The organism is Acinetobacter sp. F9 (assembly GCF_019195275.1).
GTDB classification, from domain to species: Bacteria; Pseudomonadota; Gammaproteobacteria; order Pseudomonadales; family Moraxellaceae; genus Acinetobacter; species Acinetobacter pseudolwoffii.
On the sequence record NZ_CP078068.1, the window covers coordinates 721,258 to 743,613 of the forward strand.

Sequence of the window (22,356 nt, forward strand, 5' to 3'; positions counted from 1 at the left end):
ATTCTGATCATTAATGAATCCGTTGCTCGATACGCAAGGATCGGCCTTTGATTGAATTGGCCAGTAAAAATAGAATCAAACTCAGAAATGCCGATAAAATCGCAATACCAATAATCACCAGATTGGTGACCTGACTTAACTGATCTGCCTGTTGTACCTGCGTATTGACACTCTTAGCAACCGGTGTCATGGCTTGACCATAAACCTGTTGTTGCATGGTCCAGATTTGTTCCGGCTTAAAGCCATATTGCTCAAATTTTGCATCCTGTTTTTCAGTTTCCACCAGATTCAAGACATAGGGTCTTGCTGCAGATAAATCTTGAGGTTTATGCAATAGTGCGGTTTGCGCCAGCAAATAAGACTTCACCGGTACAGCAATCTCTGAATCGGCCAGGTATCGGGCAATTTCACTATCATTGATATTGCTCTCGTAATACACCACCCGCTGATAAGCGTCATCCCGATCATTGCTTAGGTCATGTTGCCAATAGGTCAATCCCGACCAGATCAGGATAAAAGCAATTAGCCAGGCCACAAATTTCAATACAAAAGACTGAAAACGCACATAAAAGAAGCGCAGCTTTTTTAATATGCCAATAATAAAAAACGCACCAATAAAAGCAGCAAAAATTTTAATAATCAGCCAGCCAAACCAGCTCAGCAAACTAAAAAAATAATCTGGGCTATCACCAATACTGGCCAAGGTAGCATCTACACTGACCGGCAAATGTAACTGCTGCACTTCAGTACTCAGACCAAAAAAGCCATAGACCAGTTCCTGTTGAAAAAACAGACCAATGATGGACGCAATCAATACTGTAGAACTGGTGATACCCAATAACATCAAATTGCGTTGACGTTTCTTGAGCGCGACCACGCCTTGCTTGATCTCACCAGGAGATACCGCATATTCATCTAGGGGAGGCAATCTTTACTCCTTTTAGATCTTCAACCACAATATTTAGTTGGGCTTTGATCCGCTCGTACTTGATTCAATCACCAAGTGATTCAGATTATCCTGTAAAGCCTTTAAACGCACGGTTGCTTCTGTGCGTTTTTGTACACCTTCTTTCTGAATCTGTATCACATCATTGACTGTTTTAATGAGGGTGTTTTGCACATGTTCAAGCGTTTCGATATCAATTACGGAGCGCTGATTGGCTTTTGCGGTATCGACAGAGTTCTGATGCAATAGATCTGCATTACGGCGCAGCAGTTCATTGGTGGCATCATCAATGGTATTGGCCAGCTGGACACTGTTCTTTTGTTCACTCAGAGAAATGGCCAGACTGATCTGGTTTTTCCATGCCGGTAAAGTAATATTTTTAATCGCATAAAACTTGTCGACCAGCATCAGGTTGTTGGACTGAATAATCCGGATCATCGGCAAGGTTTGCATGGCAGATTGCTGTAAAACCTGCAAATCGCTGACCCGTTTTTCCAGATTATTGGCCAGATGGTTCAGATCATAAATTTTCTGTGTTGTGGTTTGATCTTGTGGCAAAGCGGTTAAAGCGGAGATTTCCTGCTGTAGCTCCTGCTCACGTAAACGGCCGGCAGCAATATGTACCCCGAGCTGTTTATATTCATCCTGTACCCCGTCAAACATTTTATCCAGGGTATCTACACGCGCTTTCAAACCGGACTGCGAGGTTTCAATTTCTTTAACCAGCACATCGAGCTGCTCTTTGGTGGTATTGAAATGTGCATCAAAGTTACCTTTTGCACCTTTGAACTTACTAAGGAGATTGCCAAAAAAACCTGAACTTTTCTTTTGACTTAAAATGCTGCTGGTATTCAGTTGCTGGGCCACCTGCACCACCTGATTCAGTTTCTGCCCTGTCGCATCCAGATCTCTATTTTGGACCAGATTCAGTAATTCATCAGTATAGGTCGAGGTTTTGGTCGCAATATTTTTACCATACTCAGCCACGCTGTTATGACTCATATCCTGCAATTCTTTACGTGCTGCCAGTACTTCCTGAAAGTCAGCAGGTTGCAAGCCCAGTTCTTTCAGATCCATTTGCTGAAATTTTTGTTCGACCAGTTCATTCGAGCTTTCAACAGGTAAATTTACTAAATCAGACTTGGTCATGGTTCACCTTATATTGTTATGTTTTCGAGGGTTTCTCGAGGGATTTTTTTAACGTTTTAATCAGACTTTCACGGCTATTATCAAGTTTTTCCAGATCACTTGTCGAGTGCTTGCTCTGGCTTTGTTGGACATGATATTGCCAGGCCGGAATCAAGACCTGTTGCGCTTCTTTAAAACGGTCCAATAAGCTAAAGGACAGCTGCTGTGAAAGCTGCATCTGGGTAATGGCAATATCATTACTGCTTTGCAAGGTACGCAGTGTATTGATTTTCTTGGAAAGCCGCTCAGAAAAATTATCCAGTGGATGCTGGTTTTTGATGAACAGCGGATATTCTGATAAAAACTCGTCTACCGCGACAATATGCTTGGCCATCTGCTCGCGTAGACCCAAAAGCTGCTGAAAACGGGCCTGAGATTTCTGGATTTCAATCTGTAACTTACGACTTAAGTGATCGGCTTGATCGAGTAAACGGTCCAGTCGCTGATAATATTCAACCTGACTCGAACCATAATCCAGATCGATCCCAAGCCATTTTTGTAGTGCATTAAATTTACGTTTTTTCAGATATTTTTTAGATTCTGCCAAAGCCTGAATCAATTGCTCAATGGTCTGGCTCAGCTGTTGGGTCAAATGCGGATCGACCCCATTTAATAACACCGATTGTGCCTGAATCAGAGAATCCGCATAATGATTCAGTCCATATTGATGGCTCAGTACAGGCACAAGTTCATTACGTTTGATCGCCAGTATTTCTTCACGATCAAAAGACATGTCAGTCAAGGCGGGTAAAGCTTCAAATCGCGACATGACGAAGACTGTATCCTTTTAGAGAGATTAAATAAAAATCTTGAATATCCTCGAATGTAGCAAAAAAACAGACCACGTTGTGTATATTTATCCAGAAATTCGTTACATCACTTTAACTAAATCCATGTTTTATCTTTATTTTAATTATATTTTTTGCAATGAAAGCAAATGTGTTTGATAAATTTTGCTGTACTACTAGCTTAGTCTGATGAAACTCTTGAACATCAATCATAAATCATAGATGAAAAAAGCCATATTACTATGGCTTTTGAGCATGCGTTCAAGACAATATCAGAGATAATCCCCGGTACTCTCTGGCTGATAAAGCACTTTTTCAATAGTCACTTTCATGGTGTGGCCATCTGGTTGTGGCCATTCAATGGTTTGACCTTCGGCTAAGCCCAGAATGGCTGCGCCTATCGGTGCAATCACATTTACCTGACCTTTATCACCTTTAAACTCATGTGGGTAAACCAGTGTGACTTCCACAGGCTCTGGAGACGGTGCAATAGTCAGTAACACACGCGAATGCATGGTGACAATATTACTTGCGATCTCCGCGGGGCCAACTATTTCAGCACGTGCCAGTTCATCTTCCAGACGAATCATGGTTTCGCTCAGCTTGGTCTGATGCTCAAGCATGGTTTCCAGACGATCTAAATCCTGCTGAGATAAAATAATAGTGGTTTTATTCATCCTGATTACCTTTGTTAGATACCTAAATAAAAAATTAATGAATCAACAGCCAACAGGAACACCAAATACAGGTTGTGCCCATATTTGAATGATTCCTATAAATACAATGTTCAGATTTAAAGAAAATGATCTCACTCACAGCGCTTATTGCACCAACACCTGAGCTCGTCTGAAATTTGCATAAAAATTTTCAGGTACTAAGCAGAATGTACAGGGTGGATCTAAAAAGCTGGCAATGAATAAATCAGTTCTTTTAAATATTTAAAAATGAGATTGGTCTATAAAAGACTTTAAGCCAGATTCAGAAAAACGCAATATGATTTTGTTGATGACTCATTTTCTTGTCCTATCAACATCAGCTATTAAATATTAGGCCTGAATCATGGTGCGATATAGATATAGTTTAACTCGAATTGCGCTAAACCAAATCCTGATTTTTTCTCGTCATTTTAACAGCTATAAAAAAAGCTCCCGGTTGGGAGCTCCTTTCCGATTAAAACCGATTATGCATAAACTGGGAATTTAGCACATACAGTTTCAACCTTCGCTTTCACCGCGTTAATGACCGTTTCATCACCTTTCGCATCCAGAATGTCAGCAATCCAGCCTGCAAGGTCACGTACTTCAGCTTCACCGAAACCACGGGTTGTTACTGCAGGTGTGCCGATACGGATACCTGAAGTTACGAACGGAGAACGTGGATCGTTTGGTACAGAGTTTTTGTTCACAGTAATGTGCGCAGCACCTAACCAGGCATCCGCTTCTTTACCTGTGATATCTTGTTTGATTAACGACAACAAGAACAAGTGGTTCTCAGTACCGCCAGACACAATATCATAACCACGAGCGATTAGCACTTCAGCCATGGCTTTTGCATTCACCACAACTTGCTTTTGATATTCTTTGTATTCAGGCGCCATCGCTTCTTTAAAGCAGATCGCTTTCGCTGCAATCGCGTGAACCAAAGGACCACCTTGGTTACCCGGGAATACAGCAGACTGTAATTTTTTCTCGATTTCTTCGTTTGCTTTCGCAAGGATTAAACCAGAACGTGGACCACGAAGTGTTTTGTGAGTCGTTGTCGTTGTTACGTCAGCAATTTGCACTGGGCTTGGGTAAACGCCAGCAGCAACCAGACCTGCAACGTGCGCCATATCAACAAACAGGTAAGCACCCACTTTGTCCGCGATGTCACGGAAACGCTGCCAGTCTACGATTTGGCTGTATGCAGAAAAACCTGCAACGATCATACGTGGCTTGTGTTCCACCGCTAAACGTTCAACTTCTTCATAGTCGATTTCGCCAGTTTCTGGGTTTAAACCATATTGAATCGCGTTATATGTTTTACCAGAGAAGCTTACTTTTGCACCGTGAGTCAAGTGACCACCGTGAGCAAGGCTCATACCCAAAACTGTATCGCCAGGGTTAAGAAGCGCTAAGTAAACCGCTGAGTTTGCTTGTGAACCAGCATGTGGCTGAACGTTAGCATAATCAGCACCAAAGAGTTCTTTAGCACGGTCAATCGCCAATTGTTCGATCACGTCTACGTATTCGCAACCGCCATAGTAGCGTTTACCTGGGTAGCCTTCCGCATATTTGTTAGTGAGTTTTGAACCTTGAGCTTCCATGACTGCTGGTGAGCAGTAGTTTTCAGAAGCGATTAGCTCAATATGAGCTTCTTGACGAGCATCTTCATTCGAGATTGCTTGAGCTAATTCTGGATCAAATTCAGCAATAGAGATATTGGCAAACATTAGCGAGGTCCTATTGATTTAGGGCTTTTAAGCCGTGCTAAGATTGGCGCGTATTGTAGCATGAAGTTTTGCATTTTCGATCATGAACTTTCTGCAGTTTTTTATAAATATTGCTCTAGCCTTTAGAAATCATGACCAATTTAAGTAAAATCAAATTATTGAATTGGCGTTAAAGTTTTTAACTTTTAAAATTTTGAGCATTTTTTATTCCTTCACCATCTAGTCTTGCTTGAAATGTGAAAAGACTGGTTTTCTCGAGCGCTTTGCAAGCATTTTAAAATGAGATTCAAGCTAAGTTCCGCTTACCTTTTTATCCCCTATAAACCTAGAGCAGCGACTTCGTGTTAACCCTTAGAATATTTCAGGTGTACCACTAAATCTTTTCCTGCATGAGAGTTCTGAACCTTAACCTGCAGCAAGATTGGATTTATTGACAGCATTCTTTGCGCTAAAAAGTATATTTTTTAATATTCAGCCTAATCTTTTTCCCAATTTATCGTTAATATGAGTCTGTCTCTTCTTTTATGGTGCTCAACGCATGCAGGCCATTATTCTTGATACCGAAACGCATACTTTAAATGGTCAACCCATTGAAATTGCCTATGCGCCTGTCGCAATTGTAGACCATAAAATCAGTATGGATAAAAGCCGCCTGTTTGATCAGCTCTATTCATGTGACGAACCCATTTCTTTTGCCGCCATGGCGGTGCATCATATTCTGGAATCTGATCTGGAAGGTCAGCCACATTACAGTACCTTTCGCCTGCCAGATGAAACGATTTATATGATTGGTCATAATATTGATTATGACGTTCGTGCTGTCGAAAAATGTGGGGTAGATACCTCGAAAATTAAAGCGATTTGTACACTGGCTTTAGCACGTCGGGTCTGGCCCGATGCAGAAGCACATAATATTTCTGCACTGATTTATATGATTACCAAAGGCAGTGAACGAGCACGTGAAATGATCCGTAAAGCGCATCGTGCCGATATGGATATTATTTTAACTGCCAACATCCTGATGCATATCGTACATCACCTGAAAATTAACAGTATGCAGGAACTGTTCGATGCTTCTGAAGATGCCCGAATTCCACGTACGATTAACTTTGGTAAACATCGTGGTAGCGCAATTGCAGAGCTTCCTGCCGACTATGTGCAATGGCTATTGCGGCAAGATGAACTGGATCCTTATTTGCGCAAGGCTCTCGAAAATACCGCGATTAGCACGCTTTAAAATCCTTAAAACAAGTATCTGTTTTTTAATATATTCTTCATATTATTGTAATTATCCCAGACTATGCTCTAGCTGAATTTAGGGAACAACTCATTCAGCTATGATGCATTTTTATAAAACTCCACGTGGGATCGAGGTGCTACAGAATCGCTCTATCCCCTTGACCGCACGCCAACGCCGCTTATTGGTGCTAATCGGCAGCAAAGATTTTGATCTGTTACATGAGAGATTAAAGCAGCAACTAGCTCCCGCCGAGCTTTTAGAGCAACTTTGTGAAATGGATTTAATTGTTCCGGCTCACACCAGCATAATATCAAACAGTCCACATCAGACCGGCACAGAAGTCGATACCAAAATCAATTTGGCGCATTCCGAGATTTACCGTCCCTTAAATTCACCTCTGCCCGTCCCTTCTGTAACCGAGAACCGCAAAAACCTCCTAGTTCCTATCGAAGAGCTGCAAGAAAACTCATCTATTGAAACAAATCCAGACAATCAACCCCATCTACCCGAACCGCAAGCTTTATCTTTTGAAGACCTCAAATATATGATGATGGAAAGCTTACAAAAATATTGTGGCTTGATGGCCAAACAGCAAATTCAGCATATTTTACAGGTACAGGATGTGCGCAGTTTAAAAATGTGCCAAATACAGTGGATCACCTCACTGCAGGAAAGCCGACTTCCTCCGCAAGAATTGAATTACATTCTAAAACAGATCAATTTTTCTTTGGCACAATTACAGCAAAATCAAGCTCATGAATAAGCATGTCTTAGTCTTTTAAACTCTTAAATGAGTGACTTTAGCAATCAAGCAGATTTAGATTTCAAATATAGACAATTGATTTTACACTATATTTATATTATCTCTAAATTTAAATCCTGAAATATCAGACTTAAGCGGGATAGAAAAAACCTGAAAATCTCGCCATATAGTGATCATTAAAATCCGCTTGGTTGCTATATGCCACATTATTTAGAATTCGATGCGTTTGATAACCCCATGCAACTGAGCAAGGTGGGCAATTGGGTCATTACCTTTTTAAGTCCGGCTGAAGAACTAGAACTTGTGCAACTGGCAATTACCTATGTACTGCCCCGCCAGCTCAGTGACAGTTTACAACCGCGACGTGTAGTGATTCAAAAAAGCTCTATCGAGCACCATTGGCTGATTCAAGCCATTGAATGTTTTGACAGTAATACTCGTCAGGAAATTTCTTTAAGCCCCGAACATATCACCGCTCAGAAAACCTTAAAACAGATTCTGCAAGAATTTGAAAAATATGATGTGAATGTACAACTTAAGCACATCTAATTTCTGGCTCACCTCGGTGGGCTTTTTTATTAATAGGGGATAAATTTTGCTTTTCTGCATTCATTAAAAACTCACCAGGAAGGTGAGTTTTTAATGGCTAAACCTGTAATATCGGATAGATGGACTCAATTTTTTCACCTTTGTATAACGTATTGATCCAGTTATTCTACGACTTTATAAATATTTGAAGACTTTTGACTTTCAAATAACAGTTCAATACTCGGTAAAATAGTTTCGCCATCTACCACGATATGTTCAATTTTTTTTACCAGATCAATTGCATCATGCTGATGTTGCTCTACAAATGAACGTAATAAAGCTTTCGCCTCAATGACCTTGCTAAATTGGTCTTTCACCTTTATATCAATAATCTTTGACATTTCTCTCTCCTTTCTATTTCCTAAGTTTCCATTTTTTATATCACACTTAAATCGCTTATTTAGGGTCAAGATGTTAGCGAATTTGGCAATGTAAACTTTTTTTATAGGAATCAATTAGAAAAGAAATCATCTGGAATCATTAAACAAAGCTTTATAACAGACATTAAAAAAGCTCGCATTGCTGCGAGCTCTGTGTTGGATGGCTAGTGCTAGATTTATTGTTTGGTGATCAACATCAAACTCAACTAACTGTCATTGATCCGTCCAACTTATCGGTAGCGTCTTATTGGTTTTACGACCTACCATGAGTTCAATATAGCAACATTTTTCAGACCTACAAGCCCTCTTTACACTTCTAAAAGAAGACTCATACAAGATTTAAATTGTCATTTTTCAAAACTAAATTATGATATTTCAGGCTTATTAATTTCCAATATTATTATTTTTTAGAAGGAAATATTTTTAGAATAAATATATAATTTCTATAAAATTTTAATTTAAGTTAATTTAGCTCAATATGTGTTCACATCATCCTTTATTAATTTATTCAGTTTTTTAAAATTTATTTTTTTTAAATTATTGAGAATAATAAGCGCTACTCAGAAATTAGCAAACCTCTACAGGAACCGCTGTAATTAGCCGAATTAAAAGTAATTTTCTTATAGATATAATCCATTGTTATTTTGAACATAAAGCACTAATTTTTATTTAAAATGTACTGTATAAACACACTTACAAGCATAACAATTTATAAAATCAAATCAGTTATAAAACAACAGTGTAATAAAGTCACTCATATACAATAAACAAATGTACTCAAACCCGATCTTAAATCGATCAAAAAAAAATCTATATTTTAAAAAAAGGTATATTGCGATGACTCATCCAGATGAAAAAATTAATGAAGAATTTCCAGAAGAGGAATTGGATCCACAAGAAAAACAGGATCGAGAGATGCAGCGCGGTCAGCTGGGCGTAGATAAAGACCCTCAGGTAAAAAGAGACCAAATCCGTCAACAACATCAGGATGAAGAGGAACAGAATCCTTAATATTCATATTATTGAGTCTGCTCCTTTGAGATTAGGATCAAGTGTAATACTGTGCCCGCTTTTTAGAAAATCGGTCAAGCTGCTTTAAGAATCCCTCAAAGTAATCTTTCTGTTTTTCTTCAGTTCGATAACCTGCATATAAAGTACGGCGTAAGCCTTCAGGGGCTACACAATCCAGACGGCGCGAAGTCACCCAGCCCTTCTGTTCATATTCATTTACCACCCAATCTGGCAATGCCGCAATCCCACGACCACTGGCAACAAGCTGAATCAGCATTTGAGTCAAATCGGTCGTCCGAATCTGTTTTGGCAAAATATTCGCAGGAATAAACAAGCGTGACATGATATCCAGACGATGCTTATCTACCGGATAAGTTACTAATGTTTCTTCTGCCAGTTCCTGCACCGTAATCTCTTGGGCACGTACTAAAGGATGTGTATTAGACAACACCAAACGTGATTCATATTCAAATACCGGGAAATATTCCACACCTTTGAGTGCAATCGGATCGGCAGTAATCAGTAAGTCAAACTCGCCCGTTTGTAACAATTCATGCGGATTGGCTTCAAAGCCCGAAGCAAAATCCAAATCAACATCTGGATATTGGATACGATACTGATTCAAAAGTGGCATTAGCCAGTCAAAACAACTATGACACTCTGACGAGAATATAATACGGCCTGTCTGTCCATGCACAATACGTGTGATATCACTTTGCGCTATCTGTACTTGTGGTAGCACATCATCAGCCAGTTTCAACAAACGTAAACCTACATTAGAAAAACTCACAGGGCGACTACGGCGATTGACCACTTCAACCCCGAACCATTGATCGAGTTCGCGCAATTGGTGAGACAAAGCTGAAGGTGTTAAACAGAGATCTCCTGCTGCTGCAACCAGTGATCCATGTTCTCTTAGCGCTGTCAGTGTTTTTAAATGTCGTAGTTCTATCATATGGCTTACCCAAAAAAATACAGAAACCAGCTACTCAAGCTTGGTGAATAGCATAATCTATTTCAGAATAATCACTTCAATATTTTCACGTTTAAATTATTTTAATGAATTTTACTCAACAAATAATCTGTTCAAAAATGGGTTTATTAAAACATTTGAGTTATTTCATCCTCAAGATATTCAAGAGTCGTACTCTGCATTGCAATCAGCTCTCGTATTCAAAATATTCAAAGCCGTTGTGAATTAGCGCATCAACTCAAAATATAGAATCAGAATAAGTAAAAGAAAATGAGCATGTCATTTGTTTGTCTGAAAACTTTTAAGATTATTTTTGAGCAGTATCAAATAAAGTGAAAAGACAGAGTTTGAGATTCGATTTAAGCAATGCAATCTATATGGTGGCACTGAATAAAATGTTTTATGAAAAGCGATCTGATATAAAGATTTAATTTAGAGAGATTTTTATGTTGTAAGAAATAAGAAAATGGTGCGCTCAGCGGGACTCGAACCCACGCCACAGGCTTCGGAGACCTGTACTCTATCCAGTTGAGCTATGAGCGCGCGATGCACATCATAACAAAAAAAATCATAAGGTAAAGCAACTATCTATAACTTCGTCATTTTATGCTTAGACTTTATACAATGTTCCAAAACAGCAACACAGAATTCCATGTGAATCACTTGGCTTATTTTCCAAGATCACTCACAATATCTCAACTTTTCACCATTTGAGATATTCATGACTGATGCACTGATCTTAAGAGATGTGTCAAAGACCTATCGCAATGGCTTTCAGGCATTAAAAGGAATCAACTTAAGTGTACCAGAAGGTGAGTTTTATGCACTTCTGGGGCCAAATGGCGCCGGAAAATCCACCACCATCGGTATTATCAGTTCATTAACAAAAAAAACCGCCGGCACAGTCGAAATTTTCGGTCACAACCTGGATACCCACCCCTCCCAAGCCAAACAGTGTTTAGGTGTGGTTCCTCAGGAATTTAACTTCGCCCAGTTTGAAAAAACTTTCGACATTCTGGTGACGCAAGCCGGCTATTACGGTATTCCTAAAAAAATTGCACAGCAACGGGCTGAACTCTATCTGACCAAGCTGGGCCTATGGGAAAAACGTGCAACGCAGGCGCGTATGCTGTCGGGCGGTATGAAACGTCGCTTGATGATTGCACGTGCCATGATGCATGAACCGAAACTTTTGATTCTGGATGAGCCAACTGCGGGTGTCGACATCGAATTACGTCGTTCAATGTGGGAGTTTTTGAACGAGATGAATGAGCAAGGGACATCCATCATTCTCACCACCCACTATTTAGAAGAAGCCGAAATGCTGTGTCGCCGCATTGCGATTATCGATCGTGGTGTGATTAAAGAAGACACCAGCATGAAGAGCTTCCTAAGTCAGCTGAATGAAGAATCCTTTATTTTTGATCTTGCAGCACCGATTGAACCTTTGCATCTGGAGATTATCGGGGTACGATTTAATTTAATCGACCCGATGACCTTAGAAATTACCATGGACAAGGCACATAGCATGAATGATCTGTTCCAGCTATTGGAATCACAGAATATTCAGGTACGCAGTATGCGTAACAAATCCAATCGTCTGGAAGAGCTTTTTGTCAAAATGGTCGAAAAAAATCTGGATGGAGCTGCGCAATGAACATTAATCAACTCAGCGTAGCTTTATATACCATTGTATATAAAGAAGTCCGCCGTTTTATGCGGATCTGGCCGCAAACCTTGTTACCACCTGCCATCACCATGAGCTTGTATTTCGTGATTTTCGGCAATCTGATCGGTTCGCGGATTGGAGACATGGGCGGCTATAGCTATATGGAGTTCATTGTGCCCGGTCTGATCATGATGGCCGTGATTACCAACAGCTATGCCAACGTCTCTTCCAGTTTTTTCAGTTCAAAATTTCAAAAGAGTATTGAAGAGCTGGTCATGAGTCCGGTACCGATGCATGCCATTCTTTGGGGACATGTGCTGGGCGGTGTGATTCGTGGAGTACTGGTGGCGATTATTGTTAGTGCCGTGAGTTTGTTTTTTGCAGATCTATACATTACCAACTGGTTTGTGACGATTTATACCGTATTGATTACCTCCCTGCTGTTTTCTTTGGGTGGTTTTATCAATGCCGTCTATGCCAAATCTTTTGATGATATTTCGATTATCCCGACCTTTGTTTTAACGCCACTGACTTATTTAGGCGGTGTGTTTTATGCAATTTCTGCCTTAAGTCCATTCTGGCAAAATTTATCTTTGATCAACCCTGTGGTGTATATGGTCAATGCCTTCCGCTATGGCATTTTAGGACATAGCGATGTCAATGTAACTGTTTCACTTGCAGTGGTCACCTTATGTTGCGGCCTGCTCTATGCATTGGCCTATCATTTACTCTCCCGTGGTTCAGGAATGCGTGAATAATGAGTGTAGAACAATCTCTTCTTGGTAAAGACACCAATTACCCGACAGAATATCAGCCGGATGTTCTGTTTCCGATTTCGCGCGCACCTGCTCGTGAACAATACGCGCATGTCGACGCGATTCAGCAAGGCACCGACTGGTGGCATGTTTTTGAAATTTCTTGGTTAAATTCAGCCGGTGTGCCGCAAGTCGCAATTGGACGGATCAGCCTGCCTGCTTCTTCGCCGAATCTGATTGAATCCAAATCACTCAAGCTCTACTTTAATAGTTTGAATTTTGCCAAATTTGAATCTCAAGCTGACTTTATCACCACGGTGGAAAAAGATTTATCTGCTGCGGCTGGCGCAGAGATTACGTTAGATTTATTTCAGGTTGATGACTTGGAAGTTGCCAAACCTGAAGGCATCTGCATTGATGAACTAATTCCGGAACGTCTGGAAAATCATCCTGATGCGAGTCTTTTGGCTCTGGATGCGAACCATACCGAAGAAGTTGAAATCCAGCTGTATTCACATTTATTAAGAAGTAACTGCCCAGTCACTGGACAACCGGATTGGGGTACAGTATTTATACGCTATCAGGGCAAAAAACCTTGTTATAAGAGTATTTTGGCTTATATTATTTCTTATCGTCAGCATAACGGTTTTCACGAACAATGCGTGGAGCAGATGTTTGCCGATCTCTGGCAACAACTGAAACCGGAAAAGCTGATGGTCTACGCAACCTATACACGCCGCGGTGGATTGGATATCAACCCTTGCCGTGTATCGGATTTAACATGGATGCCTCGCCCTATTCGATTAGCGCGACAATAAAAACATTGAGGTTTAACAATGCCATTTTTTGGTTTTATTCCTTCTGCAGAGCTTTTAAATACAATTCAGACTGCACAACAAAATAAAAATTCAAATGAGCCGCTTTACCCACTTCGTGATAAAACCGCATTGATGATTAATGATGAAATTATTGATGCGATTCTCACGGAACTGGTGCGTCGTTTTCCTGCAAGTGATAAGCGCGATACTGCGGAAAAACTGGCGGGCTATATCAAGTCAACTGTGGCGGTATTGCTGAAACAGTTATTGAGCAAAGCGCCGAATGATGTGGTGAAGCAATCTATTGCTTTCTCTGAACGCAGTCTGTTTAAAGACCCTGAAGGACAGATCCGTATTGGTGAGTCGCTGGATGCCAATCTGGTGACCAATTTAAAACATCATTATGCGGAACTAAAAGCCGGTCAGAGTATCGACAAACAAATGTTTAGCAACCTGTATAAGCAGTTTGGTGAAGCGACGGTACGTCACTTTATGGTCGATTTTAATAAAACCTTGGATCTCGGCATGATCAAACGCAAGGCAGCAGATATTGGTGCTTCTGCAGTAATTAAGGCCATCAATATGGCTGCAGATAAAATCATTCTCAATCTGAACAAGGATGAGCTTCGCGCCATGGCTGAATATCATGACACCTTGTTCTATACAGAATAGGTCTGCATAGAATCATCTAAGAGTGATTTTTTGAAATTAGCCTGACTTCGGTCAGGCTTTTTTATGTTCAATGAAATAGCTTGTTACAGATAAGCAGCTCCACAAGGCAAACTGACGCAAAAATAACCAGTCTTTCACTATTTTTGTATATGCATCTAGGTCTCTTAATCATCCGAATGTTATCTTTAATCTGGTTTTTACAGCCTCATGATTGAAAAAATTTCTCAATCTTTTTCATGGCATGATTCAAATAACATTGCCCGCAACTTATCAAAAATTGGAAATCGTACCAAGATGTTGAAATCGAATTTTTATAAAAAATTTAAACAGCTTTCAATCGTATTAACCTCATTCGGTCTCAGCAGTTTCAGTCTGGCCAACGATTTCCAATCTCATCCCTCTTATGCCAGTTTTAAACAGACTGCCATGCAAAATTATGGACTGAGTGCCCAGCAAGTCGATTCAGCCATGAACGGGGCGCGTAACCTGCCCAATATCATCAATATTATGAATCGTCCAGGTGAAAGCAAGCCTTGGTATTCTTATAAAACCAACTTTCTGGCTGAGTCGACCATTCAACGCGGTGTGCGCTTTAAACAGCAATATGCGGAAACGCTGAATCGCGCTGAACAGCAGTTTGGTGTACCACAGTCAATCATTCTCGGGATTTTAGGGGTAGAAACCGGCTTTGGTACCAATAAGGGTTCTTTTGTCACCCGTGATGCGCTGGCCACCTTAGGTTTTGGTTATGAGCGTCGTGCCCAGTATTTTCAAGATGAACTGGCGGCATTAATTGCCTGGTCTTATAAAGATGGCGTTTCAGCTTCTTCTATCGTCGGCTCTTATGCAGGTGCGGTCGGTTATCCACAATTCATGCCAAGTAATATTCCAAAATTCGGTGTGGACTACGATGGTAACGGACATATTGACCTGCGTAATTCAGCAGTAGATGCGATTGGCTCGATTGCCAACTATTTAGCCCAGCATGGCTGGCAGCGTAATCAACCGATTGCTTTTCCGGCCCGTTATAGTGGCTCGAACCCGGATGCGATAATTGCCAAAGATCTGACTCAACCTAGCCCATATGGTGTGTTAAAAACACAAGGGATTAGCCCAATGAATCCTATTGTTCAAATTGACGATCTAGACTTGGTCAATGTAATTCAATTACAAGAAAATTATGGGCATATTTACTATATTACTTATCCAAATTTTCAAGTGATTACTACTTATAATCGCAGCCGAATGTATGCCACTGCATTGTGGTTATTAGGTACAGAAATTACCAGTCGTTAACATGAGAATTTAATACAAATTATTAAAGTCAACATTTTTATGAGTGATTATGAGCAAATATTGATCAATTTTAATATCATGTTACAATATTGATCATATTTTAATCAATCATTGTTTATTTTAAGTTCTTTTTTAAACTATTTTAATTAAACACTAGACAGGATATTGCAGGCATGAATATTATCCATTTCGTTAAATGTAGTTGCATAAGTTAAATATCAGGCGTGTTTACATGGTTTTTCAGTTACTTATGAACAAATCCATGCGATATGCTGTTAGGAGTTGATTCGATGCATTCTTCAATTTTGAAGTATTTTATGGCCATTGCCACGATAGTCACACTGACGCAATCGCAGGCAGATATGGTTCCGTCATCTTCGTTTAATCACGAAAATGACAATTCGCGCCTTGCAACGCGTGTATTAAATAAAGAAGCTCAAAGCTTCAATTCAAATTTCACCAATTTGAACAGCCTTTCAATCACTGAGCGTTCTGGCGATAAAGTTCGCCGTGAAACCATTGCAGCGAAAATTGAAATTCCTGCAGAAGAGCCTTCAGTGATTGAAAAACTGAATACCGTGGCTTCTAATACTGTACGCAAGTTCAGTCAGACAGGTACAGCCTCTTGGTATGGTCGCCAGTTCCACGGCCGTAAAACTGCAAGCGGTGAAACCTTTGACATGAATGCAATGACTGCTGCTCATCGTAGCCTACCATTGAACTGTTATATTCGTGTGACCAATAGAAATAATGGTAAAAGCGTAGTGGTTAAAGTCAATGACCGCGGCCCATTCCATGGTAACCGTGTCGTCGATTTATCTTATGGCGCAGCTAAGAAACTCGGCATTACCAATGCCGGTGTTGGCAATGTCAGTATTGAGCGTGTCGCTGGTCCAAATTCTTAAGATTTAGCTTGCAATACATTTAACCAAAAGCCACAGTAATGTGGCTTTTTTATTAACTTCAAGTTATAGAAAAATGACAATCAATCTATAGTTCCTCTTATCTCCGGCTACCTGTCCATTACAGCTTGAATGTTGCAAATTCGCCAAGTAAAATTCGCGTTCTGGCACGATTAACTTTTGACCAAACCTGGATTCTGCTTTATATTTTCAGGCAAGCACAACGTATTCATGGAATGGAGCGAATAATGAAAACAATATCTGAATGGCTGGATGAATATAGTGACAGTCATCAAAACAAAACCAATAAGCTGATTCACTGGGTCTGCGTACCGACTATCTATTTTTCGATTATTGGCATTATTGCGCACTTTAGTGCTTTACTGACCGCCCTTCTGCTGGCTCTGGCTTTTATTTTCTATGCCCGACTAGATATTGTTTTGGCAGTTGCAATGGCTGCTTTAACATTGATCATGGCCTGGCTAATCTGGATTCTGCCAGTCGGTGCCGGTTTTTATGTTGGCCTATTTGTTTTTGCCTGGATTGGTCAGTTTTATGGCCACAAAGTGGAAGGCAAAAAGCCATCTTTCTTTAAAGACCTTCAATTCCTTCTTATTGGCCCGATTTGGTGCATGGATGCTTATTTAGCTAAAGTAGCACCTTCCTGGAAAAGTCGCCAGATACGAGACATGAAGAGCATTTAGCAGCATTCTTCATTTTTTTCTAATGAGAAGAACCTTCTTGACAGGTTCTTCCTTGATGTTTTAACCGGCCATACACATGTTTTCGGGCACAATCATGATGCATCCAGTGCATCACATCACCCTTCTCGCTATTTATATTCACTATAAAATTCGACAATATCACCTTTTTGAATCGCACCAATGCCGGGTGCCGCACCGATATTATATGTCACCAATACAATTTGATCATTCAAGCATGAACTCTTAATAGCGTGATCCTTTATGATCATCACCTAACGTTGCAATCATTGCTCGATAAGATCGAACCCCAATATCACCCTGATGATGTTGAAAAGCAGTCTGAATTTTATTGAGATCATCTTGAGACATAGCTTTAAAATGAGTATCGGTGTGGCGACTTGGCTGACTTTATGTTGAGGAGCTCCTCTCAAACTGGTTTTGTTAGGTATCAACACAGATATACAGCAATCAATAAGACAATCATCGCCCCAATACCCATGTCGGTTTTATATGCGCTATTAATGATTTTCAATTCTTTAAATTTCGTTGATTTTATCACGCGCACTTTCTAAGCAAACTCGCATTTTCCAAGAAAAACTACCGCTTTCGACTTATTGTATTTTTATGCAGATATAAAAAAAGCCCCACAAAGTGGAGCTTCTTTATAATTCGTTACCGAATTATTGAGCAGCAGCCTGAGCAGCAGCAACTTCTTCTGCGAAACTCATTTCAGCTTTCTTCTCGATACCTTCACCAACTTCGAAACGAACGAATTCAGCTACAGTAGTACCTGTTGCTTTAAGAACGTCAGCAACTTTCTTGTCGTTGTCGATTACGTACATTTGACGCTCAAGAACAACTTCGTTCAAGTATTTCTCAACAGAACCCACAACCATCTTCTCAACGATGTTTGCTGGCTTGCCAGATTCAAGTGCTTTCGCTTCAGCAATTTCTTTCTCTTTCGCGATAAGCTCAGCAGAAACGCCTTCAGCATTTACAGCGACTGGGTTGAACGCAGCAACGTGCATTGCCAAGCCTTTACCAGTTGCTTCATCACCAGTATAAGAAACAACAACACCGATACGAAGACCGTGTTTGTAAACTGCAAGGTTAGCACCTTCAACAATTTTCGCACGACGTACCTGGATGTTTTCACCGATTTTTTGAACAAGAGCGATACGCGCTTCTTCTACAGTTGCACCATCTTCTAGCTTCAATTCAGCGATTTGAGCAGGATCAGTTACGTTTGCAGCAAGCGCAGCAGCCGCAACTTTCGCAGAGAAACCAGCAAAGTTTTCATCTTTCGCAACGAAGTCAGTCTGGCAGTTTACTTCTAAAAGAAGTGCTTTGTTGCCTTCTTGAGCAATCGTGATCGCGCCATCAGCAGCGATGTTACCCGCTTTTTTAGCAGCTTTCGCTTGACCAGATTTACGTAGGTTATCGATCGCTAATTCAACGTCGCCGCCCGCTTCTGTCAAAGCTTTTTTACATTCCATCATTGCAAGACCAGTACGATCGCGCAATTCTTTAACCATGCTTGCTGTAACTGCAGTCATGTTTATCTCCTAAATTCGGTAGAAAATGAATTCTTTTTAGAACAGAAACGGCCCAGAGGAGTTCTCATGGGCCGCCTGCATACATAACGCTTACTTTGCCACCATCACATGTCGCAAAAATGACAAGCTTGCGTCAAACGCATTAAGCCTCAGAAGCTGGAGCTTCTTCTGCTTTAGCTTGTGCATTCGCTTGTGATTGAGCATATTCTTTACCAGCAAGAATCGCATCAGCCATAGCAGAAGCATACAGTGTTACTGCACGGATCGCATCATCGTTACCCGGAATAACGTAATCTACGTTGTCTGGGTTAGAGTTTGTATCAACGATACCGATTACAGGAATACCAAGGTTCTTCGCTTCTTTGATTGCAATTGCTTCGTGATCAACGTCGATTACGAATAATGCGTCAGGTAAACCACCCATGTTTTTCACGCCGCCAAGACCGCGTTCAAGTTTTTCCATCTCACGAGTACGTTCTAAAGCTTCACGTTTAGTTAGCTTAAGGAAAGTACCGTCTTGAGATTGAGTTTGAAGGTCTTTTAGACGGTTGATAGATTGGCGAAGTGTTTTCCAGTTCGTCAACATACCACCTAACCAGCGGTGATCAACATATGGTTGACCAGCACGTTGCGCTTGTTCACGGATGATTGCAGAAGCTGCGCGCTTAGTACCAACAAACAAAACTTTGTTCTTTTTGCTCGCCAAGTTGTTAGCAAAGTTCAAAGCATCATTTAACGCAGGAACAGTGTGCTCAAGGTTGATGATGTGAATTTTGTTACGCGCACCAAAGATGTAATCGCGCATTTTTGGGTTCCAAAAACGTGTTTGGTGACCAAAGTGTGCGCCTGCTTGTAGAAGGTCGCGCATGCCTACGTTGTAATCTGCCATTTTCTTTACCTTAAAGTTTGGGTTAGGCCTCCATATACCCGCATTCTCCACCCAAGGGATTGCTGTCATTTTATCAGTGGTTGCGACAGAGGACATTTTTTAGCGATACAAGGCATGAATAGTGAGATTTAACATTCTAAATAAACTATTCATAACGCAGTAGCGTCAAAAAACGTCCCTGTCCCGAAGGGTTGTAGCTAAAATCCCCTCATACTTCGTTATGAAACTCGATAAGGGAATACCATTACCATCGTTTCATGCCTCGCATGACGAAATTTTAGCTGACAACGCAACTCACATATAAAGTGACAACAATCCCTAGAAGCACCCAGAGTAATGTGTCGATATATGTGCGGATTTTTTGTCCCATCGCACAAAGCCCGTGAAATTTATTCACGAAAAAGCATTTGATAAAATGGGCGGCTATTTATACCATAGTCACACACAAATTTCCAAAAGTTTTTAGAGATCATGAACAACACTTACCAAGCGCCACGTCGACTTATCAAAACCCCTGACGAAATTGAAAAAATGCGTGTGGCAGGGCGACTGGCGGCAGAAGTATTGGATATGATCAAACCGCATATTGTTCCAGGTGTTACTACGCTAGAACTTGATACGATTTGTCATGACTATATTGTTAACCAACAACAAGCCATTCCAGCCTGCTTAGGTTATGGTGCAGCACCAGGTCGGCCTGCTTTCCAGCATGTGATTTGCACTTCTGTGAATCATGTGGTGTGTCACGGCATTCCATCGGATAGCAAAAAATTGAAAAAAGGTGACATTCTGAATATCGATGTCACTGTGATTAAAGATGGCTATCATGGCGATACCAACATGATGTACATCGTCGGTGGTGAAACGTCTATTCTTGCTAACCGTCTATGTAAAGTAGCGCAAGAAGCCATGTACCGGGGTATTGAAACTGTAAAACCAGGGTCAACCATTGGTGATATTGGCCACGTGATTCAAAAATATGTCGAATCTGAACGTTTTGGTGTGGTACGTGAATATTGTGGTCATGGAATTGGCACGACTTTCCATGACGAACCGCAAGTATTGCATTATGGCCAGCCAGATACCGGGATGATTTTAGAAGAAGGCATGACTTTTACCATTGAGCCTATGGTGAATGGTGGCGACTGGAAAACCAAATTACTGGGTGATAAATGGACGGTGGTCACCAAAGACCATTCATTGTCAGCACAGTATGAACATACCCTGCTCGTCACTAAAACAGGGGTTGAAATCTTAACCGCGCGTCCGGATGAAGATCTGTCACGCTTTAATAAATAAGTACCAAGACAACACCACAAAATGGTCACTATAAAGTGGCCATTTTTAGTTTATATTGACTGGCTTATGGAGGTTTACTGGATAACTCAAGCCTTTTAACTGTTGTCCCTTGGCATCGGAGTTCAAGATAAAGCTCTGCAAGTACACCATTTTTTCCTCGAAGTTTTCCAAATTCTTTTGCCCCATGCCTCGCATTTTAAGCTAAGATAATGTGCTTTTTATTTTTTAATCCCTATAAGAAGGAATACTGCCGTGGACGTACGTCTCTCTGATCGTGTAAATGCCATCAAACCGTCCCCAACGCTTGCTGTGACCAACAAAGCTGCTGAATTAAAAGCTGCAGGTCATAATGTTATTGGTTTGGGCGCAGGTGAGCCAGATTTTGATACACCGCAACACATCAAAGATGCAGCAATTGCAGCGATTAACAACGGTTTCACCAAATACACCGCTGTTGACGGTACGCCAGGTCTTAAAAAAGCCATTATTGCTAAATTGAAACGTGACAATAACCTAGACTACGCAGCAAACCAGATTCTGGTTTCTTGTGGTGGTAAACAATCATTCTTTAACCTGTCTTTGGCTTTGTTGAACAAAGGTGATGAAGTTATCATTCCTGCACCTTTCTGGGTCAGCTACCCGGATATGGTGATCATCGCTGAAGGCGTACCTGTGATTGTGAAATGTGGTGAAGAACAGCGTTTCAAAATCACACCTGAACAACTAGAAGCTGCCATCACCGACAAAACACGTTTAGTGGTATTGAACAGTCCCTCTAACCCGACTGGCATGATCTACACCAAAGAAGAACTTCTTGCTTTGGCTGAGGTACTGCGTAAATACCCTGAAGTATTCATCGCGTCTGATGACATGTATGAACCGATTCGTTGGGAAGATGAGTTCTATAACATCGCCACTGTTGCACCAGACCTGTATGACCGTACGATCGTGTTAAACGGTGTGTCTAAAGCCTATGCAATGACTGGCTGGCGTATTGGCTATGCAGCGGGCCCTGCTAAACTGATCGGTGCGATGAAAAAAATCCAGTCACAATCTACTTCTAACCCAACTTCTATTTCACAAGTTGCTGCCGAAGCTGCATTGAATGGTCCTCAAGATGTACTTGAGCCAATGATTGAAGCATTCAAACGTCGTCATGACTTGGTTGTGAAAGGCTTGAATGACATCAATGGTATTTCTTGCTTACCTGCGGATGGCGCATTCTATGCATACGCAAACATCAAGCCGTTGATTCGTGCCAAAGGTCTTAAATCTTGCACAGAATTCTCTGCTTGGTTACTGGAAGAAACTGGCGTTGCCGTTGTTCCTGGCGATGCATTCGGTCTAGGCGGTTTCATGCGTATCTCTTATGCAACTGCGGATGAAGTGTTGGTTGATGCACTTGCGCGTATCAAGAAAGCTGCTGATTCAATCGAAGGCGTTGACGCTGCGATTGCTTCAATCAAAGCTGAAAAAGCGGCACAATAA

24 protein-coding genes and 1 tRNA gene are annotated in these 22,356 nt (G+C 40.9%); 13 read left to right on the plus strand and 12 right to left on the minus strand.

From position 1 onward, the window contains the following. Positions 1–10: 10 nt before the first annotated feature. The 5 genes from KT990_RS03500 to glyA all read right to left on the minus strand — a co-directional run bounded on the left by KT990_RS03500 (position 11) and on the right by glyA (position 5,353). A complete protein-coding gene (locus tag KT990_RS03500; protein ID WP_218209176.1) occupies positions 11–928 on the minus strand; it encodes a hypothetical protein in 918 nt (305 codons plus the stop codon). 33 nt (positions 929–961) lie between these two features. Beyond that, positions 962–2,095 (minus strand): toxic anion resistance protein, encoded by a 1,134-nt coding sequence (locus KT990_RS03505; RefSeq protein ID WP_074383320.1) that lies wholly within the window; start codon positions 2,093–2,095, stop codon positions 962–964. Positions 2,096–2,111: 16 nt separating this feature from the next. Continuing rightward, positions 2,112–2,903 (minus strand): tellurium resistance protein, encoded by a 792-nt coding sequence (locus KT990_RS03510; protein ID WP_218209177.1) that lies wholly within the window; start codon positions 2,901–2,903, stop codon positions 2,112–2,114. 291 nt (positions 2,904–3,194) lie between these two features. Continuing rightward, entirely contained in the window at positions 3,195–3,599 is a 405-nt protein-coding gene (gene rnk / locus KT990_RS03515) for a nucleoside diphosphate kinase regulator (protein ID WP_005097501.1), read from the minus strand. A gap of 503 nt (positions 3,600–4,102) precedes the next feature. Next, positions 4,103–5,353, minus strand: coding sequence for a serine hydroxymethyltransferase (glyA, locus tag KT990_RS03520; RefSeq protein ID WP_005097502.1), 1,251 nt, complete (start codon positions 5,351–5,353; stop codon positions 4,103–4,105). A gap of 538 nt (positions 5,354–5,891) precedes the next feature. Between glyA and KT990_RS03525 the strand changes: the two genes are divergently transcribed. The 3 genes from KT990_RS03525 to KT990_RS03535 all read left to right on the plus strand — a co-directional run bounded on the left by KT990_RS03525 (position 5,892) and on the right by KT990_RS03535 (position 7,905). Further along, positions 5,892–6,590 carry a DNA polymerase III subunit epsilon gene (locus KT990_RS03525; RefSeq protein ID WP_005097503.1) on the plus strand — a complete coding sequence of 233 codons (699 nt, stop codon included), beginning with the start codon at positions 5,892–5,894 and terminating at the stop codon, positions 6,588–6,590. A 100-nt stretch (positions 6,591–6,690) separates the two neighbouring features. Continuing rightward, positions 6,691–7,356, plus strand: a complete 666-nt coding sequence (locus KT990_RS03530; protein ID WP_218209178.1) for a hypothetical protein — start codon at positions 6,691–6,693, stop codon at positions 7,354–7,356. A 198-nt stretch (positions 7,357–7,554) separates the two neighbouring features. Further along, on the plus strand, positions 7,555–7,905 hold the full coding sequence (locus tag KT990_RS03535) for a hypothetical protein (RefSeq protein ID WP_005170170.1): 351 nt from the start codon (positions 7,555–7,557) through the stop codon (positions 7,903–7,905). 161 nt (positions 7,906–8,066) lie between these two features. Here the strand turns inward: KT990_RS03535 and KT990_RS03540 are convergent, their stop codons facing one another. After that, complete coding sequence (locus KT990_RS03540) at positions 8,067–8,285, minus strand: hypothetical protein (protein ID WP_005170167.1); 219 nt, start codon at positions 8,283–8,285, stop codon at positions 8,067–8,069. An 876-nt stretch (positions 8,286–9,161) separates the two neighbouring features. Between KT990_RS03540 and KT990_RS03545 the strand changes: the two genes are divergently transcribed. Then, positions 9,162–9,335, plus strand: coding sequence for a hypothetical protein (locus KT990_RS03545; RefSeq protein ID WP_005097508.1), 174 nt, complete (start codon positions 9,162–9,164; stop codon positions 9,333–9,335). A gap of 37 nt (positions 9,336–9,372) precedes the next feature. Here the strand turns inward: KT990_RS03545 and KT990_RS03550 are convergent, their stop codons facing one another. Both KT990_RS03550 and KT990_RS03555 read right to left on the minus strand, forming a co-directional pair. After that, positions 9,373–10,290 carry a LysR family transcriptional regulator gene (locus tag KT990_RS03550; RefSeq protein WP_005097509.1) on the minus strand — a complete coding sequence of 306 codons (918 nt, stop codon included), beginning with the start codon at positions 10,288–10,290 and terminating at the stop codon, positions 9,373–9,375. 485 nt (positions 10,291–10,775) lie between these two features. Further along, positions 10,776–10,851 (minus strand) — tRNA-Arg (locus KT990_RS03555). Positions 10,852–11,029: 178 nt separating this feature from the next. On the opposite strand from KT990_RS03555, the gene KT990_RS03560 reads away from it, so the two are divergent. The 7 genes from KT990_RS03560 (at position 11,030) to KT990_RS03590 (ending at position 17,124) form a co-directional block, all read left to right on the plus strand. Next, positions 11,030–11,965: an ABC transporter ATP-binding protein gene (locus tag KT990_RS03560; protein ID WP_005097523.1), complete on the plus strand. Its 936-nt coding sequence runs from the start codon at positions 11,030–11,032 to the stop codon at positions 11,963–11,965. Then, positions 11,962–12,735, plus strand: a complete 774-nt coding sequence (locus tag KT990_RS03565; protein WP_005097525.1) for an ABC transporter permease — start codon at positions 11,962–11,964, stop codon at positions 12,733–12,735. Before KT990_RS03560 ends, KT990_RS03565 begins: the two co-directional genes overlap by 4 nt. After that, complete coding sequence (gene queF, locus KT990_RS03570; protein ID WP_005097527.1) at positions 12,735–13,550, plus strand: NADPH-dependent 7-cyano-7-deazaguanine reductase QueF; 816 nt, start codon at positions 12,735–12,737, stop codon at positions 13,548–13,550. Before KT990_RS03565 ends, queF begins: the two co-directional genes overlap by 1 nt. A gap of 18 nt (positions 13,551–13,568) precedes the next feature. Further along, positions 13,569–14,222 (plus strand): hypothetical protein, encoded by a 654-nt coding sequence (locus KT990_RS03575; RefSeq protein ID WP_005097528.1) that lies wholly within the window; start codon positions 13,569–13,571, stop codon positions 14,220–14,222. Between the two features lie 294 nt (positions 14,223–14,516). After that, positions 14,517–15,518: a lytic murein transglycosylase B gene (mltB, locus tag KT990_RS03580; protein ID WP_218209179.1), complete on the plus strand. Its 1,002-nt coding sequence runs from the start codon at positions 14,517–14,519 to the stop codon at positions 15,516–15,518. Between the two features lie 290 nt (positions 15,519–15,808). Beyond that, the gene (locus KT990_RS03585; protein WP_005097531.1) at positions 15,809–16,423 is read left to right on the plus strand and encodes a septal ring lytic transglycosylase RlpA family protein; all 615 of its coding nucleotides are present in this window, start codon (positions 15,809–15,811) and stop codon (positions 16,421–16,423) included. 245 nt (positions 16,424–16,668) lie between these two features. Further along, complete coding sequence (locus KT990_RS03590; RefSeq protein ID WP_005097532.1) at positions 16,669–17,124, plus strand: DUF962 domain-containing protein; 456 nt, start codon at positions 16,669–16,671, stop codon at positions 17,122–17,124. Positions 17,125–17,143: 19 nt separating this feature from the next. Here KT990_RS03590 and KT990_RS13650 read toward each other — a convergent pair whose 3' ends face one another. From KT990_RS13650 to rpsB, 4 genes are all read right to left on the minus strand, one after another. Continuing rightward, positions 17,144–17,302 (minus strand): DUF3465 domain-containing protein, encoded by a 159-nt coding sequence (locus KT990_RS13650; RefSeq protein WP_416378413.1) that lies wholly within the window; start codon positions 17,300–17,302, stop codon positions 17,144–17,146. Beyond that, positions 17,253–17,357 (minus strand): DUF3465 domain-containing protein, encoded by a 105-nt coding sequence (locus tag KT990_RS13575; protein ID WP_267459820.1) that lies wholly within the window; start codon positions 17,355–17,357, stop codon positions 17,253–17,255. Before KT990_RS13575 ends, KT990_RS13650 begins: the two co-directional genes overlap by 50 nt. 447 nt (positions 17,358–17,804) lie before the next feature. Next, positions 17,805–18,680: a translation elongation factor Ts gene (tsf, locus tag KT990_RS03600; protein WP_005097533.1), complete on the minus strand. Its 876-nt coding sequence runs from the start codon at positions 18,678–18,680 to the stop codon at positions 17,805–17,807. A 142-nt stretch (positions 18,681–18,822) separates the two neighbouring features. After that, the gene (gene rpsB, locus KT990_RS03605) at positions 18,823–19,569 is read right to left on the minus strand and encodes a 30S ribosomal protein S2 (RefSeq protein ID WP_005097534.1); all 747 of its coding nucleotides are present in this window, start codon (positions 19,567–19,569) and stop codon (positions 18,823–18,825) included. Positions 19,570–20,040: 471 nt separating this feature from the next. On the opposite strand from rpsB, the gene map reads away from it, so the two are divergent. Both map and KT990_RS03615 read left to right on the plus strand, forming a co-directional pair. Then, a complete protein-coding gene (gene map, locus KT990_RS03610) occupies positions 20,041–20,868 on the plus strand; it encodes a type I methionyl aminopeptidase (protein ID WP_005097535.1) in 828 nt (275 codons plus the stop codon). A 252-nt stretch (positions 20,869–21,120) separates the two neighbouring features. Next, entirely contained in the window at positions 21,121–22,356 is a 1,236-nt protein-coding gene (locus tag KT990_RS03615) for a pyridoxal phosphate-dependent aminotransferase (RefSeq protein ID WP_100329034.1), read from the plus strand.